Raw genomic sequence first — 17,077 nt, forward strand, 5'->3', positions numbered from 1 at the left:
ACTTAACAAGGCGACTTGTTGAGTCCCTTTTAATGTACATGCTGATAATTTAAAAAGACAATTGATAATTCAAAGGGGCGTTCACTAATGCAAAAGGATATAATCAAAAAACTCGATGATCTGTATATCGTACAGACAGGCAGATATTTAAGGCAGTCTAAGCAAGGTTACATTACATGTATTGCAGGGCGAACAAATAATCAAGGAAAGAAGACGCCAAAATTGAATGATTGGCACTTTGAACAACATCTCACTGGTAAATTTACTGTTGGCACGTTCAGCGGCGAACAAACAACAAGGTTCATGACATTTGACGTAGATTTTCATTATCCACCCAAAGCAAAATGGGTTACAGGTAAGGTTGCAAATACATTGAACGAATTGAATATCGAACATCACATCAGCTTTAGTGGTAATAAGGGCTATCACATCGATATATTCTTCGAAGACCTGATAAAAGTTGACAATGCAAAAAGATTCTTCAATTATGTGATTCAAATGTCAGATGTTGTTGAACACTCTGACACTGGTAACAAGGTTGAGTTTAGGGTTACTAGCAGTCAAGGTGTCAAGTTACCGCTAGGCATTCATCAGAAGACAGGAAAGTATTGTGGATTCATTGACGATGATTTTAATGTGATGGGCAAGCAACAATCAGAAGCGTATCTGCTAACGATTAACAAGATAGATAGTCAGCAAGTGTTAGACCTACTTGAGATCAATGACACAGATAAACAGAAGATTGATACGAAAAATTTGATTAAAGCAGAAGATGCAATCAGTCCATTTGTGCCGCTGACGAATCATGAACAGTCAGAAGATTATTCGATTGAGCGAGCGAAGAAGCTTCTAACCGAAGGATTACAAGTACAAGGTAGCCGACACAACTCAACATTCTTGATCTGTAGGTATCTCAAATACTGTGGATACGAACGAGACGAATGCAAAACCGAATTGTATGGTTGGATGGACTCGCAAAATCCTGGTTCATATACAACAAAGCTAAGCGATTGTTACAAGGACATTGACTTAATTGTTCGAGACGTTTATGAGAAGGACTATAATTTATGCGGCGGCAACAAGGACTTAACAGTTACTCTAAACGAATTGAAATGGATTATTGAAAAGTGTCCTGAGAAAAATCAGAAACTAATCACATATGCACTGCTGAAGCACTCTAAACGCCATGCGAATATGCAGGGCGTTTTTTATATGCCGTTTTCAATGATTGCATCAGCCACAGGCGTAACTGAAAAAACAGCAAGAAACCAAGTAATCAAGTTGATTGATTTAGGTGTTATTGAAGCTGTTGCACGTAACAGGAAGCCAGTAGGCGGAAAAGGGTTGCAACGTCATAAACCTAATCTGTATCGCTTAAATATTGATATTACTGTTGACGTTTCAAATGTTTTGACGATTAATGAGTCTCATGATTTTAAGTCTTGTATATTGTACTTCTTTGAAAAAAAGGAATTGAATGATATGTTGCCAAGGAAACAGTATGAGAGTTTAGTCAGCTAACTTGATATATTGTTTGCGCGTTGACGTTGTTGATGTGATTGACGCGTAAGCTCACTGCTCGATCACTCATTGGTTGATACTTGTACTGATTAAGTAAATAGTTGAATGGCTGATTGTGCTTAAAACCCATTGAGTTCCAGAGAGTAAAGAGATAAATAATCTATTGTAGGTAATATCGTACATTAGTCCAGAAGTTTAGACTTCTGCCATAGCCCAAAAACAGTCTATAAGTCTATAAGATTAAGACTTGAATATGTCCAAAAGATAGTCTAAAATTAATGGTGTAGAAGTTTGTTAACATTTGTACTAAATGGAGTGATTGACGATGACTATGTACGGCTATGCTAGAACTTCAACAGTGGGTCAAGACAACGGAATAGAGACTCAGAAACACCTCCTTAAAGAAGCGGGCTGTATTAACATCTATCATGAGCAGATGACTGGAACATCTACAGAGAAGCGTTCTGCACTAAAAGAATTATTAGAAGTAATGTCAGAAGGCGATACGCTTGTTGTAACCAAGATAGACCGTCTAGCTCGTTCCATTATCGACCTTAACAACATCGTCAATGACTTGTTAACAAGAGGTGTCAATGTGAAGTTCTTGAAGGACAATCTACACTTTGTAGCCTTAGATAAAGCTACTCCCATGCAGTCACTGATGTTTAACATGTTAGGCTCTTTCGCACAATTTGAGCGCGACTTAATCGTAGACCGTACTACAGAGGGCAGAGAACGCGCCAAGGCTAAGGGAACTCATATGGGGCGTCCTGCACAGGATGCAAGTATCATCAAACGTGCATTGAAACTGTACGCCGAGAGAGGGTCTAACAGACTGACAGTAAGCGAGATCATTAAGTCCACTGGGATACCAAAGGCTACATTGTACGCTGAATTAAAGAAACTAGAAAGTGACAAGTGAGTTCAAAAAAGCTGATGGGGGCTGAGTTAACAGACAGACCGCCCTTAGTCCCCATAACAGCATTTATAACACTCCTACACCGAAATCCGATCTTATTTTTAATACCGATACGAAAGGTAATCTTCGAATTACGCCGAAGTATCCTCCATCAAAGCATCACTCAATTGAATCTGAATTTTATTGAGAACTAAAAAGAAGACCTCTTTTAACATGAGAGGTCTTCAATGCCATTTAATCAAATCGTAATTACCCTCTGTTTGAACATTCGCTTATTAGCCAATCTACTTCTTCATCTGTCAATTCGCGATGAGTTCTTGTTGAATCAGATATAGTCTTCAGTTCTGATTGTTCCCCACGATCAACCTTACTCAGATCAATATTTAACGATTGGAGTCTTTCCACAACCCTCTTATCAAAGGGAAGTGGATAGGATAGAATCTTCGAAAAATCCCTGTTACCAATAATTACAACTTCATCATTCTTTGCATCGGATTTTAAATTTGCAATCTCAGCTTGATTTACCCCTATTTCAAGAACCTTTTCAATGTAGAAATACGCAGTAATATACTCTTTGTTGTTGTATGAAGTGTGAAAAAATACATATGAGCCTTGTGTGGTTTTCTTTGAGATTAATGAACCTCTCGCTCCGCTATCACCGTATGTAAGGTAAGTAAAGTTAGGGTCAACATGGTTATTGATTTCTTGTGGTTGAACATATTTGATAAGCAAATGCTTCATTTTCTCTTCCCCTCCCTTAGAAACTAATTTGATTCACCCTTCGACACCCTGCAAGAAAATCCTTTGTTGAAACCCGCCGCGTTCTACATACTTTTCCTGACGAATACGCTCAAGTTCCTCCAATCCTACTCCTTTGTTCTGCACGAAGGCATACACTACCTCTAACAGATCGGCTAGTTCCTCCATCTGTTGTCCTGGCTCTGTCGCTTCAAGAAACTCATTAAGTTCTTCCTGCATCTTTATCTTTAACGCAGCATCATTTTTAGCATCATCAAGCACTCTAACAGAACATTGCTTTCCGTTACTCTCGATAATCTGAGGAATCTTATCGCGAACTAACTTGTTGTATACCTTCAACCTGCTTCCTCCGCTCTATTACATCTATCCCTGACAAGCTATCCAAAATTTACGCACAAGATTTTTTTCTATAGCTAGTTCGAGTTCGGAAACATGCTTATCCAGCATCTCATTTTGCTTTAATCGTTGATGTAGAACAATGTTTCTCGCTTCGAGTAGTTGAATCATTTCTTCATTTGGTATCACGTTGGACTTACTGCTATTGCATGTTTGGTGAGAATAGACCAAATTCCATAAGTCATCCGAATACAAGTAACTCCAAGGTATCACATGATCGATAGCAGGCGTCTCCCCCTCAACTTTTAATCCACACAAGAAGCACAGAAACTCTGGATTTTCGGCTTCAAGATAACGTGAAAATTTGCCAAGGGGTTTCCGCTGTACTTGATCTTCGTCGATTATCCTAACCTTCTTTGAAAGCCTTGGTGAATGGTTAAAATTCTCCAGCATCTGAGTCCAACGATAATTTATCGCATCGAGTACAATCAGCTTATTTTGCCTAAGTGCATATAAATTTTCTGCATCTATGAATAGACTATCTGCTTTTTGCTCATATTCGTAAACGCCATCGACTTCTTTGCCTTCAATCCGTAAGAAACGGTAGCTAACATCTGCCTTTAACGCTCTCACAGCCGCGCTGACGGATTTCTCATATTCCTTTAGGCAAAGTGACTCAATATTAGCCCTAAACCATTTAACGGGCTTTGTAGAGTCTGAATGCGCCTTAAACGAAGCAATCAAACCTTTCGCTATCGATACCATCATTGGTGGTTTATTAGGATTTCCGCTTTGTTGAAGATCAAAAAAGATCGTCTGCTCGAAATAATAACGAAGAACGTTCTTAGCAATATCTCGAAGTTGGATTTCTACTTTCTCATTGGATTCGTAAGATGCTTCATGTTCAATAGCAATTTCAGTAATTGCCTTTGCCCAAGCCATTTTATATGTGTTGTCAAAGTTACAATTTCTGATAATGTGAAGCCATTTTTCTATAAAGTTCATTTTATACTCCGATTCGTTCGTTTTTCAGTTACATAGAGTAATACTTTCGACAATATTGTCAAGCCACCTTCAAAAAGAGTTCGCGATACTTCGCGAACTCTTGCCACTGCCTTTGCTTATCTTATGATTCTTCTCTTGGTAATAGCCTTGACCTCACTTAAATCGATTGATATGTTCATTTATAATTTTTGGCTCGAATAACGTTTGCGAGCGGACTAAATTGATTGTGCTGAGTGATTAAGTCGTCTTTACCCAATTGAACGTATCGTCGTGTCGTCGTAATGTCGGCATGACCAAGAACCCGCTGTAAAGTGAATATATCCATACCGTTTAGTGCGGAATGCTTGGCATAGAATCTGCGGAAAGCATGTGGGGTGACTGAGCGAGTGATTCCCGCTTTCTTTGCGTATTTGGTTAAGTTCGTTCGTATACCGTCTGCGGTCAACCGTTCACCGAAATTGCTAACAAATACGACTTTGGTATCAAAGTACCGCTGGGTATCGCTACACAATTCTTGGAGTAAGCGGCTCATTTGATTTGATAAAGGAATAATACGGTTTTTACGATTTTTATTCTTTACTGCTGGCAAGTTGATGCAACGAGAGGCAAAATCAATATCTTCTATGTCCAGAGAACAAACCTCTTGTACTCTCATCCCACTGTCAATGAATAGCATAATCATCACGAAGTCTCTAAATTGAGCAAATGATTTTTGATTTGGCTGTTGCAATAGAAGACGAACTTCTTCCTCGCTCAAAGACTGCTTTGTGTCTATTTCGACCTTCATCAGTTTGATACTATTTGCTGGATTCTTAATGAGCATCTGTTCTTTTACCAGTACATTAAACCATGCTTTTAGGAATCGTATGCGAATGTTAACAGAGTACGGAGACAACCCGCGCACATCATTGATCACTCTGTGGTCAACACCTTCATAACGAATCTTTTCATATGCCAAGTAATTGATGTATGAGCGAATAATTGAGGAGCTAATATCTTGTACGTTTAGAGGTTCGGAGTAGTTTGAGTTCAACCATTCTCGAAAATACCCAAACTGAACATGGTATTCCGCTTTTGTTCGAGGTTTTACGTTTTCAGATTCTTTTACGCTTACGAATAGCTTGAACGCTTCTGCGATGCTCATTTGACACAGATTAGTTGTCGGATAGTCAGTGAACGATTGGTTTCGTTCAAGTACAATACGTTTTCCCTTCCGTTTTTCTGTTCCTTTTTCAGTCACCATCTTAATAGCCTCCTGAGTTCGACTGTCGGAGGAAGCGGGTCTGTTGGATTAGTCAAATGTAACAACAGTTTCGCAAGGTATGGAGCAACAGTCTATCCATTTTTAAAGGATGAACTGTGAGTCCATTTTAACCCCACTAAAAGCAAAAAAACCTTGATACAAGGCTTTTTCCTGTGATGGCGTCCCCGAGAGGATTCGAACCTCCGACCTACAGTTTAGGAAACCGTTGCTCTATCCTGCTGAGCTACGGGGACATTCATTCTTTGGTTCCATTATAAAAAGAATCACCTTATTTGGCAAATAAAGGACTAGGGAAAACAAGCCCTAGTCCTTCTCTTTTCCTGTTTAGTTATGAGCAAACTGCTCCTCTTCCGTCGACCCGCTGAGGGCAGTCGTAGAGGAATTGCCCCCGGAGATAACCTGTGCCACCTCATCGAAATAGCCAGTACCCACTTCACGCTGATGGCGTGTCGCCGTATAGCCATACACTTCACTGCCGAACTCAGCCTGCTGCAATTCGGAATAGGCAGCCATTCCGCGATCACGATAGCCACGCGCCAGTTCAAACATGCTGTAATTTAGGGAGTGGAAGCCTGCGAGTGTGACGAATTGGAACTTGTAGCCCATCTCGCCAAGCTCTTCTTGGAAGCGCGCAATGGACTTTTCATCCAGCTTCTTTTTCCAGTTAAACGAAGGAGAGCAATTGTACGCCAACAGCTTGCCCGGATATTTGGCATGAATCGCTTCGGCAAAACGACGTGCTTCCTCCAGATTTGGCTCAGAAGTCTCGCACCAGATCAAATCTGCGTAAGGAGCGTACGCAAGACCACGGGCGATTGCTGCATCCAAGCCGCCGCGTAGACGGAAGAATCCTTCTGCTGTACGTTCTCCTGTCAGGAATGGTTTATCCTGCTCGTCGATGTCACTGGTAATCAGGAAAGCGCCATTGGCATCGGTACGTGCCACGATAAGGGTCGGTACTCCCATCACATCCGCCGCAAATCTGGCGGAAATCAGATTACGCACAGCTGCTTGCGTTGGAATGAGTACCTTTCCGCCCATATGGCCGCATTTTTTCTCAGAAGCCAGCTGGTCTTCAAAATGTACACCTGCTGCTCCCGCTTCAATCATACCCTTCATCAATTCGAAGACGTTCAGTGGCCCACCAAAGCCCGCTTCTGCGTCTGCTACGATCGGAGCAAACCAATGCGTGTCAGTACCACCCTCTGATTGATCGATCTGATCAGCGCGCTGCAATGCCTGATTAATTCTTTTCACGACCTGTGGAACACTGTTTGCCGGGTAGAGGCTTTGATCAGGATACATCTGACCCGACAGATTGGCATCAGCGGCTACCTGCCAGCCACTCAAATAAATTGCTTTTAATCCTGCCTTTACCTGCTGAATCGCTTGATTCCCGGTCAAAGCCCCCAACGCTTTAATATGATGCTCGGTATGCAACAGGTTCCACAGACGCTCTGCCCCTAGACGAGCCAGCGTATGCTCGATCTGCACGGAACCGCGCAAGCGCACGACATCCTCTGCCGCATACGGGCGTGTAATCCCTTGAAAACGCTCCCCCTGCCAGCTTTGCTCCACCTGTTGAATCGCTTCCTGCTTGTTTTGTTTGGTCATTTTCATTTCCCCCACTCTTTTTTATTTTTACAAATAGCGATAGCCCGGTACGGTTAGGAAATCTTCAAAATCGTCTGTGGTTACCAATTGCAGGAACAGCTCTCCAGCAATCTGATATTTGCTGTTCTCGTACTTCTCTTGGCCAATTGCTTGTTTGATCGCTTGCAGTTCCTCACTCAGCAACTGTTTCACTAATCCTTCCGTCACCTTTCTACCATCCTGCAAAACTCCGTGACGATGGCGAATCCATTGCCAAACTTGTGCTCGCGAAATTTCCGCAGTAGCCGCATCCTCCATCAGATTGTTGATCGGGACAGCCCCAGAGCCTCGCAGCCACGCCTCGATGTACTGCAAGCCTACGCTAATGTTCGTACGGACACCCGCTTCAGTAATCGTGCCCTCGGGAACTGCCAGCAGATGACTAGCCGATACGTCTACGTCTTCGCGTTTATACCAGATTTGGTTCGGCTCTCTCATCAACCTATCGAATACCTCCATGGCTACGGGCACCAGCCCAGGATGAGCAACCCAAGTTCCATCATGTCCGTCGTACGCTTCCCGTTCTTTGTCAGCGCGCACTTTGGCGATGGCTTCAGCATTTTGTACAGGATCATTTTTTACTGGTATTTGTGCGGCCATTCCGCCAATGCAGGGTGCCATCCGCTTATGGCATGTCTTCACCGCCAGCGTGGTGTATGCTTTCATGAATGGGACGGTCATCGTTACCTGCGCACGATCCGGCGTGACGACATCCGGCTGACTCCGCAGCTTTTTGATATAGCTGAAAATGTAGTCCCAACGCCCGCAATTCAGTCCCGCACTATGCTCGCGCAGCTCGTACAGGATTTCATCCATCTCAAAAGCTGCGAGAATCGTTTCGATCAGTACTGTCGCACGAATCGTTCCCCGTGGAATATTTAATTCATCCTGCGCGAAAAGAAAGACGTCGTTCCAAAGGCGAGCTTCTAGGTGGCTCTCCAGTTTCGGTAAGTAGAAATACGGTGCTGTCTGATTAGCAATAAGAGCATCTACGTTGTGGTAAAAGTAAAGTCCGAAGTCAAACAAGCTGCCAGAGATCGGCTTTTGATCGAGGAGGATGTGTTTTTCATCAAGATGCCAGCCACGAGGACGCACGATCAAAACCGCTGTCTTTTCATTGAGGGTGTATGATTTGCCTTCTGGACTGATGTAAGAGATATTGCGGCGCACCGCATCCTTCATATTGATTTGGCCTTGTATCGTGTTCTCCCAGGTCGGCGAGTTCGCGTCCTCAAAGTCCGCCATGAAAAGCCGAGCACCTGAGTTCAGTGCATTGATGACCATTTTCCGATCTCCAGAAGGTCCCGTAATCTCCACCCGTCTGTCCTGCAAATCTTGCGGCAATGGGGCAACAGTCCAATCTCCTTTGCGAATGTCCGCTGTCTCCTGTAGAAAATCGGGCAGTTGACCCGCATCGATCTGCAATTGACGCTCCACGCGTTTGGCCAGCAATTGTTTGCGTCTGTCTCCAAACCTTTGCTCCAGCTTCATTACAAATTGAATCGCTTCTGGTGTCAGGATATCTTGATAACCCGGGTGCATCTCGCCGGAAATCTGAACCTCCAGCGGATATGGATTCGTTGGTACAGTAGTCAAAACAGCTCCTCCTCCCTCAATCAAAAGTTAAAGTTATTATGGTACAGATTAATAAAAATAATTTTATTATATAACAGAAGTTACAAAAAAAATGCTCTTACTCCTGATACCCGCTGCCACTGCAATGGCTGCAGCATACATGCCCGTCTCCCAAGCAATTGTGGCAAGCCGTTCCGTTGGCATCCAGACCAACGCCTCCACATCTTGGGCAATTTTGCTCGCCGTTTCCTTCACACCGATAGCAGTCCATTCTCCATTCCCTCCAATTCTGTATTAAAACAATATTCTTAAAATTTGTTTTTATTATATAACAGAGATTAGTACAGTGCAATACGTTTTTTAAAAAATTCCACCTGTATTAGTACACAAAATAAAACAGCCCCTGACCCGCTATGGATCAAGAGCTGCTTTCCAAATCTCTCGCTTATTGCTTCGGTGCGATTTTGTCTACTCCGCCCATGTACGGACGAAGAACTTCTGGAATCACGATCGCTCCGTCTGCCTCTTGGTAGTTTTCCAAGATCGCTGCTACTGTGCGTCCAATCGCCAGACCAGAGCCATTGAGTGTATGCACAAATTCTGGCTTCGATTTCGTATCGCGGCGGAATCGGATATTCGCACGGCGCGCTTGGAAATCTTCAAAGTTCGAGCAAGACGAGATTTCACGGTATGTGTCGCCGCTCGGAATCCAAACCTCCAGGTCGAATTTCTTCGCAGCCGTAAATCCAAGATCGCCTGTGCACATGCTCAGAACACGGTATGGCAAGCCAAGCAGCTGAAGCACCTTCTCGGCGTTTTTCACCAGCTTGTCGAGCTCATCATAAGATTCTTCTGGCTTCACGAATTTCACCAGCTCAACCTTGTTGAATTGATGCTGACGAATCAGTCCACGTGTATCGCGGCCAGCAGACCCTGCTTCCGAACGGAAACATGCGCTGAAAGCAGTGTAGTAGCGAGGGAGATCCGCTCCATCCATGATTTCATCTCGATGCATGTTCGTAACTGGCACCTCTGCGGTTGGAATCAGGAAGTAATCAGGTCCTTCGATTTTAAACGCATCCTCTTCGAACTTAGGCAATTGGCCAGTTCCCGTCATACTCGTACGGTTTACGATATATGGCGGGATCACTTCCTCATAGCCATGCTCGTTCGCGTGCAAATCCATCATGAAGTTCATCAATGCGCGCTCCAGACGTGCGCCCAATCCTTTATAGAAAACAAAGCGGCTACCTGTTACCTTGGCAGCAGTTTCAAAATCGAGGATGCCTGCTTGGCTAGCCAGCTCCCAGTGCGGCTTAATCTCGAAGTCGAATGCACGTGGCTCACCCCATGTCCACGCAACAATGTTATCGTCTTCAGAAGTACCAATTGGTGTGCTTTCGTGCGGCAGATTCGGGAGGCTCAGCAGAATGAAGTCCAGCTGTTCGTCCAGTTGGCGAAGCTCTTCATCCAACGCCTTGATGCGCTCGTTTACTTCCTTCATTTCAGCGATCAGATGATCCGCATTTTCTTTATTGCGTTTCATGACCGCTACTTGCTCGGATACCGTGTTACGCTTATTTTTCAGTGCTTCTGCTTCTTGGATGACTTGACGACGTTTTTCATCTACTTCTACGAATTGATCCAGCGCAGAAATATCCTCATTGCGATGAGCCAAACGGCGTTTTACTTCTTCTAAATCCTGGCGCAATACTTTTACGTCCAACATGTGTAAATCCCTCCGAATCGTATTGAAAAAAACAAAAAACACCCGTCCCCTGGTAAGGGACGAGTGTTGTATACCCGCGTTGCCACCCTCGTTGACACATGCAGCAATCCTTCATGCATATGTCCACTCTTCCGTCATAACGGGACGGTTCCGGGCAAAGTTGTTCCTTTGCCACTCCGAGATGGATTCCTTCACACAACCGGATCGGTTTGCACCTACCACCGACTCTCTAAGCCTGGCTCTTGCGAAGTACTTGTTCTCATCATCGCATTCTCATTCATGAATACTATTATTGTTAACTGTACTACAGGTTCTATACGTATGTAAAGAGCAGCCAACCACGATCTTTCCCTAAAAAAGAAAGATCGGCACCTTTTTACGGCCGATCTTTCGTAATTATATTTCGTACCATTTAGCTTCTGTATTCCTTGACCATGTCGAGGAAGTATTTGTGCAGTCTTGTATCTTTAGTCAATTCTGGGTGAAAGGCTGCTGCCAAATAGTGACCGCTTCGAGCAACCACGATCTTGTCTTCGTGCTTTGCCAATACTTGACCGTTATCGCCCACTTCCATGATATACGGTGCTCGGATAAACACTGCCGGGTAATCGGCTGCCACACCCGCTACAGGCATCGTGACTTCAAAGCTTTCCTTTTGGCGACCAAAAGCATTCCGCTCCACTTTGATATCCATTAGCCCTAGATGGCAATCCTCTTGTCCTTGAATCCGTTTGGCCAGAAGAATCGCTCCTGCGCAAGTTCCGAAGATCGGCTTGTTCGCCTTACCGAACTCTTGAACCGCCTCCATGAATCCATACTTGTGCATTAGCTTGCTAATCGTGGTGCTTTCCCCACCGGGAATGACGAGTCCATCGAGGTCATCCAGCTCTTCTACTCTTTTGACCGGGACGGCTGTCGCGCCAACCTCTTCTAGCATACGCAAATGTTCTGCTACAGCTCCTTGTAGAGCGAGTACGCCGATTTTCATGCTACTCACCTTACCAGCCGCGCTCTTGCATGCGATCAGCTTCACGGATTTTGGAGATTTCGATTCCCGGCATTGCTGTCCCCAAGCCTTTGGATACGCGAGCAATCAGTTCGTAATCCGTGTAGTGGGTAGTTGCTTCTACAATCGCGCGAGCAAACTTCTCTGGATTCTCTGATTTAAAGATACCAGAGCCTACGAATACGCCATCAGAGCCCAATTGCATCATCAGTGCTGCATCTGCTGGTGTTGCGACTCCACCTGCTGCGAAGTTCACGACTGGCAGCTTACCGGTTTTGTGCACCTCTTCAAGCAGCTCGTATGGGGCACCCAGGTTTTTGGCTTCTGCCATCAGCTCATCGTAAGACATTGCTTGCACTTTACGGATTTGGGACATCATGGTGCGCATATGACGAACAGCCTCTACGATGTTTCCGGTTCCTGGCTCACCTTTTGTGCGGATCATGGATGCACCTTCCCCGATACGGCGGAGGGCTTCACCCAGATCACGGGCACCACATACGAACGGTACAGTGAACTCTTTTTTATTTATATGGTACAAGTCATCTGCGGGAGTCAATACTTCACTCTCATCGAGGTAGTCCACACCCAGTGACTCGAGAACACGCGCTTCTACAAAATGACCGATACGAGCTTTAGCCATAACAGGGATCGAAACAGCCTTCAGTACTTCCTCAACAATGCTAAGGTCCGCCATACGAGCAACTCCACCTGCTGCACGAATGTCAGACGGTACACGCTCCAAAGCCATTACAGCAACAGCACCTGCTGCTTCCGCAATTTTCGCTTGCTCAGCATTCACGACGTCCATGATCACGCCGCCCTTTTGCATTTCAGCCATACCTCTTTTAACGCGGGATGTTCCTACTTGTACCATGTCATTACCCCCTACATCATGAGTCAGAACCGAAACTGTTATGTGGTGTTATGGTTCCTGTTACCGTCATTGTAAACGATAGATGTAAGGAAAAACAATAGTTAATTAATTTCCTGTTCCACTGCTAAACAGATTGCTGAAGAATTCTATAATACTGCGGAAGAACAGACGAATCCAGCTGGCTTCCTCTACTGCCTGACCTGCTACGACATCCACACCTGCTTTTGCTGCGTCTTCAGGCTGCAAGTAATCCGAATCCTTGATACCTTCTTCTTTCAAAACGACCTTACCGATAACTTGTCCTTGCTGAATCGGTGCGGTTAGATCTTGGAAAGTAACAGTTGGCGTGAACTTTGTTTCGGTACCGATTTTGGTGATCATTTTCACTTCGCTACCTGTAACGGCTGGCACGGTTACCTCAACACCATTTTTCACAGGAGCTGTTTCAAAACCTTTAACTGGTACATTCTTGTCCATTTGCTTCGTGAGTTTGAAATTGCCAAATCCGTAGTCAAACAGTTTTCTTGTCTCAGAAAAGCGCTGTGTATCGCTTTCTGTATTCATCACTACGCTAATCAAACGCATGTTGTCGCGAGTTGCTGTACCTGTAAAGCAATAGCCTGCTGCTTGGGTATAACCTGTCTTCAATCCGTCTACGCCTGGATAGTAGCTAATTAGACCCGGCAGCATCCAGTTGTAGCTTTTCTTACTCCACTCATTTGGGGTGCCTGTGCGGAATTTGAAGCTTGGTTTTTTGGAAATTTCCAACGCCTCGGGAAAATCACGAATCAGAGCACGTGCGAGGATCGCCGAATCTCGAGCAGACATCAGGTTTTCCGTTTGATCAGTCTTGACTGAGTATGGGCCCAACTCATTTGCTGGCAAACCAGTAGAAGTGACGAATGAGGTATTTTTCATTCCTAGCTCTACTGCTTTTTTGTTCATCATTTCAACAAAGGCTGGCTCACTGCCTGCAATCTTCTCTGCCAAAAGTACGGTTGCGTCGTTGGCAGAAACAATTGCCATCGCTTCGTACAACTGTTTAACAGTAAATGATTCTCCTAAATTCAGGTACACACCAGATGCATCGGAAATTTTGGCGATATAGAACGCATATTCACTTACTGGGACAACATCATCCCAACTGATTTTCTTTTGCTTGATGGCTTCTTGGACGAGATATTCAGACATGATTTTACTCATACTCGCAGGCGGAAGGGCTACGTCCGGATCTTTACTATAGAGAACCCTTCCTGTCTCTGCGTCAACAAGAATGGCAGACTTCGCTACCAATTGTAAATTCGCTTGAGATGCTACAGGGGCGGCTTCCACCTTTGAAACCGTTCCACCCATTGCTGTAGCAAAAACAGCGACAGAAAGGAACAGACCTGTCAATCGCTTTGTCCATGTCTTTCGCTTCATGTAATCTCTCACTCTCCTATTTCTGTCGATTTCATTTTTTCTTGACACAAGGCACACAATTGTAAGTTTACCATAGGTTACAGGGTGGCTTGAAGCGTGTTTCCTCCTATTTCCACATATATGTGGCTAGTAAAAATCCCCTCTCTTTTAAAAAGAAAGGGGACGTAGGTCTTTCGTACTGTTTTTCGCTTAGGAAATCGAATAGTTTGGTGATTCTTTTGTAATTTGCACATCGTGTGGGTGGCTTTCACGCAAGCCTGCACCCGTAATACGGACAAATTGGGAGTTTTGAATCAAATCTTCGATTGTTTTCGCTCCGCAGTATCCCATACCGGCACGCAATCCACCAATTAGCTGATAGGTTACATCCGCCAATGGCCCTTTGTAAGGAACGCGTCCTTCGATCCCTTCCGGAACGAGCTTTTGTGCGTTCTCTTGGAAGTAACGGTCCTTACTGCCTGCCTTCATCGCTCCAATCGATCCCATTCCACGATACACCTTGAAACGACGACCTTGGAAAATCTCGAATTCGCCCGGGCTTTCTTCTGTTCCAGCGAACAGACTGCCGATCATGATCACAGAAGCACCTGCACCAATCGCTTTTGGCAAATCACCGGAGTATTTAATGCCGCCGTCGGCAATAATTGGAATATTGTACTCTCGCGCTACTTGCGCACAATCGTGGATCGCTGTAATTTGCGGAACACCGATACCTGCTACGACACGAGTTGTACAAATGGAACCAGGACCGATACCCACCTTCACCACAGATGCGCCAGCTTCGATCAGATCACGAGTAGCTTGTCCAGTCGCAACGTTCCCTGCCACAATGGTGAGCGTTGGGTATTCCTTGCGAACTGCTTTTACCGTTTCAATTACGCCTTTAGAATGCCCATGTGCGGTATCGATCACCAATACGTCCACGCCAGCTTGTACCAGTGCTGCTGCACGCTCAAATGTATCCGCTGATACTCCTACAGCAGCTCCACACAACAAGCGGCCTTGCGCATCTTTTGCAGCATGTGGGTATTGAATTGCTTTTTCAATATCTTTAATCGTAATGAGTCCCCGCAGAGTGTTGTTCTCATCTACCAAAGGGAGCTTCTCGATCTTATGCTTTTGCAAAATCGCTTCAGCTTGCTGCAAAGTAGTACCCACAGAAGCCGTCACCAGATTTTCCTTGGTCATAACCTCTTTGATTTTAATGGAGAAGTCATGCACAAAGCGAAGGTCGCGGTTAGTAAGAATTCCGATCAGCTTTTGATTGTCATCGACAATCGGAACACCAGAGATACGATATTTGCCCATGAGAGCATTTGCTTCTTCGACTGTGTGTTCTTGTGTCAAAGAGAATGGGTTGGTAATAACGCCACTTTCTGAGCGTTTTACACGATCGACTTCGCCTGCTTGTTGCTCGATCGTCATGTTTTTATGAATAATCCCGATACCACCTTGGCGTGCCATCGCGATCGCTAGTCCAGACTCCGTAACGGTGTCCATACCAGCACTGATCAGGGGAATATTCAGCTTCACATTTTCACTCAATTGTACTCTAAGATCAACATCCCTTGGCAAAACTTCAGATTTTGCTGGAATGAGCAATACATCATCAAACGTTAAACCCTCTTTAACAAATTTGTCTTCCCGCACAGTTGAAAGCTCCTCTCGGCGAATGGTTTAAGACAGTTTAACAAACGGCTTAATTTACTGTCAAGAAATGAGTATATCGTTCGGTTATAGAATCGATTAGACAGATAAATCAAAAAACAAATAGGAAAACTTATACATATTACGAAAATTGGTAAAGGTGGTTACGATGGATAACGCTTGGAAAACATTACGCTATTTAGAGACAGAACCAACTGCCCGAAAATACTTGGCCGCCTGCTACCATGACATGGGAGTTGAGCATGCTGATCGACTCGCTTTTCAACAAAGCTCCCGTTTCCTCTTTCTATGGAAGCAAGCCAGACATTTTTATACGACCTCCGCTGTTGCTGACCTGTCCATCCAGCCATTATTGCTGTTTTATGGATGCTCTCATTTGTTGAAAGGGATGTTGTTGACCCGTGATCCATATTATCCTCAAAACAGTCGTGTACTTCAGCATGGTGTAACGACAAGAAAGCTCAAACGAAACGCCTACTTGCTGATGGAGGACGAAATTCGTCCACAAAAGGAAGGTTTTTTTGCGCAATTAGCTCAAGCATTCCAGCTTTCACCTTTACAAGACCGCTATCTGGTCCATGATTTATTTTCATCCATTCCCATCGTCAGTGATAGTTATCGTATTGCTACTGATAAACCATGTAACTGGATACCCTTGAGAATTGATCAAATAAGCCGTGATGATATGGTTCGTATTACCTTTCCCGAAAAAATGGATGGGCCTTTATCATACTCTACAGAGACCTTTATCCAGTATATTCGTAGGCTAACCCCGTCTTTTTGCAATCTGGAAAAGCTAAACGGGGAAATGGGCAAAAACATAAAGGAACTGACCCTTCCTCAGTGTGCCCTGTCTGAACTCGATCAACACCCATTATTTCGTTTACATAACAACATCCTCTTTTTTTGGAATGGTTCTGCTTCTTCACTACCTCTTCCTGAATGGGCAAGTCATTACTTGCTTCTTTATTTACTCAGCATGCTTTGCCGCTATGAAACCGAGTGGTGGGGAGAGTTGACGCTGTCTCACGGACTTGTCGAGCGATATTTAGTCGAACATTTTTTGGATTATCACACAAATACCTTTCCTTCAGTTATTAAGAAGCATTTCCAACGAAATCATCCTATGCCTCTTCCCTCGTTGCCTTCCGATCCCTATTAGTTTTCTATGACAATGCATTTTCAACACGAAAAAACCTTCCTGCTATCATAAGCAAGAAGGTTTCTTTTATTCCCTGAAAACTGGATCTGCATGATCAATTGCTAAATTTGTGGATAAGTCCTCGACCGATTAGTATTCGTCAGCTCCACGCGTTACCGCGCTTCCACACCGAACCTATCAA

15 protein-coding genes, 1 tRNA gene and 1 other annotated feature are annotated in these 17,077 nt (G+C 44.4%); of the genes, 3 read left to right on the forward strand and 13 right to left on the reverse strand.

Going from position 1 to position 17,077, the window contains the following annotated elements; genetic code table 11:
• Window positions 1–87: 87 nt before the first annotated feature.
• Both AB1L17_RS20985 and AB1L17_RS20990 read left to right on the forward strand, forming a co-directional pair.
• Window positions 88–1,521, forward strand: coding sequence for a TOTE conflict system archaeo-eukaryotic primase domain-containing protein (locus AB1L17_RS20985; RefSeq protein ID WP_412846960.1), 1,434 nt, complete (start codon window positions 88–90; stop codon window positions 1,519–1,521).
• A gap of 325 nt (window positions 1,522–1,846) precedes the next feature.
• Window positions 1,847–2,443 carry a recombinase family protein gene (locus AB1L17_RS20990; protein WP_412846959.1) on the forward strand — a complete coding sequence of 199 codons (597 nt, stop codon included), beginning with the start codon at window positions 1,847–1,849 and terminating at the stop codon, window positions 2,441–2,443.
• 246 nt (window positions 2,444–2,689) lie between these two features.
• On the opposite strand, the gene AB1L17_RS20995 is transcribed toward AB1L17_RS20990, so the two are convergent.
• The 13 genes from AB1L17_RS20995 to guaB form a co-directional block, all read right to left on the reverse strand.
• Window positions 2,690–3,181, reverse strand: a complete 492-nt coding sequence (locus AB1L17_RS20995) for a hypothetical protein (RefSeq protein WP_412846958.1) — start codon at window positions 3,179–3,181, stop codon at window positions 2,690–2,692.
• A 33-nt stretch (window positions 3,182–3,214) separates the two neighbouring features.
• Entirely contained in the window at window positions 3,215–3,538 is a 324-nt protein-coding gene (locus AB1L17_RS21000; protein WP_412846957.1) for a pyrophosphohydrolase domain-containing protein, read from the reverse strand.
• Between the two features lie 24 nt (window positions 3,539–3,562).
• Window positions 3,563–4,540 carry an HNH endonuclease gene (locus AB1L17_RS21005; RefSeq protein ID WP_412846956.1) on the reverse strand — a complete coding sequence of 326 codons (978 nt, stop codon included), beginning with the start codon at window positions 4,538–4,540 and terminating at the stop codon, window positions 3,563–3,565.
• Between the two features lie 175 nt (window positions 4,541–4,715).
• Window positions 4,716–5,783 (reverse strand): tyrosine-type recombinase/integrase, encoded by a 1,068-nt coding sequence (locus tag AB1L17_RS21010; protein WP_412846955.1) that lies wholly within the window; start codon window positions 5,781–5,783, stop codon window positions 4,716–4,718.
• A gap of 177 nt (window positions 5,784–5,960) precedes the next feature.
• A tRNA-Arg gene (locus AB1L17_RS21015) sits at window positions 5,961–6,037 on the reverse strand.
• A 91-nt stretch (window positions 6,038–6,128) separates the two neighbouring features.
• Window positions 6,129–7,418 carry an isocitrate lyase gene (gene aceA / locus AB1L17_RS21020; protein WP_412846954.1) on the reverse strand — a complete coding sequence of 430 codons (1,290 nt, stop codon included), beginning with the start codon at window positions 7,416–7,418 and terminating at the stop codon, window positions 6,129–6,131.
• 27 nt (window positions 7,419–7,445) lie between these two features.
• Entirely contained in the window at window positions 7,446–9,053 is a 1,608-nt protein-coding gene (gene aceB, locus AB1L17_RS21025) for a malate synthase A (protein ID WP_412846953.1), read from the reverse strand.
• A 97-nt stretch (window positions 9,054–9,150) separates the two neighbouring features.
• Window positions 9,151–9,303 carry a hypothetical protein gene (locus AB1L17_RS21030; protein WP_412846952.1) on the reverse strand — a complete coding sequence of 51 codons (153 nt, stop codon included), beginning with the start codon at window positions 9,301–9,303 and terminating at the stop codon, window positions 9,151–9,153.
• Window positions 9,304–9,477: 174 nt separating this feature from the next.
• Entirely contained in the window at window positions 9,478–10,761 is a 1,284-nt protein-coding gene (serS, locus tag AB1L17_RS21035) for a serine--tRNA ligase (RefSeq protein WP_412846951.1), read from the reverse strand.
• A gap of 52 nt (window positions 10,762–10,813) precedes the next feature.
• Window positions 10,814–11,036, reverse strand: a binding site (T-box leader).
• A gap of 137 nt (window positions 11,037–11,173) precedes the next feature.
• Complete coding sequence (gene pdxT / locus AB1L17_RS21040) at window positions 11,174–11,749, reverse strand: pyridoxal 5'-phosphate synthase glutaminase subunit PdxT (RefSeq protein WP_412846949.1); 576 nt, start codon at window positions 11,747–11,749, stop codon at window positions 11,174–11,176.
• A gap of 10 nt (window positions 11,750–11,759) precedes the next feature.
• Entirely contained in the window at window positions 11,760–12,644 is an 885-nt protein-coding gene (pdxS, locus tag AB1L17_RS21045; protein WP_412846948.1) for a pyridoxal 5'-phosphate synthase lyase subunit PdxS, read from the reverse strand.
• 105 nt (window positions 12,645–12,749) lie between these two features.
• The gene (locus AB1L17_RS21050) at window positions 12,750–14,066 is read right to left on the reverse strand and encodes a D-alanyl-D-alanine carboxypeptidase family protein (protein ID WP_412846947.1); all 1,317 of its coding nucleotides are present in this window, start codon (window positions 14,064–14,066) and stop codon (window positions 12,750–12,752) included.
• A gap of 189 nt (window positions 14,067–14,255) precedes the next feature.
• Window positions 14,256–15,716 (reverse strand): IMP dehydrogenase, encoded by a 1,461-nt coding sequence (gene guaB, locus AB1L17_RS21055; protein WP_412846945.1) that lies wholly within the window; start codon window positions 15,714–15,716, stop codon window positions 14,256–14,258.
• Between the two features lie 166 nt (window positions 15,717–15,882).
• Here guaB and AB1L17_RS21060 point away from each other — a divergent pair, with 166 nt between their 5' ends.
• The gene (locus AB1L17_RS21060; RefSeq protein ID WP_412846944.1) at window positions 15,883–16,896 is read left to right on the forward strand and encodes a YaaC family protein; all 1,014 of its coding nucleotides are present in this window, start codon (window positions 15,883–15,885) and stop codon (window positions 16,894–16,896) included.
• Window positions 16,897–17,077: the final 181 nt, after the last annotated feature.

This window comes from Brevibacillus jepli (assembly GCF_047229145.1).
In the GTDB taxonomy this organism is placed as follows: Bacteria; Bacillota; Bacilli; order Brevibacillales; family Brevibacillaceae; genus Brevibacillus.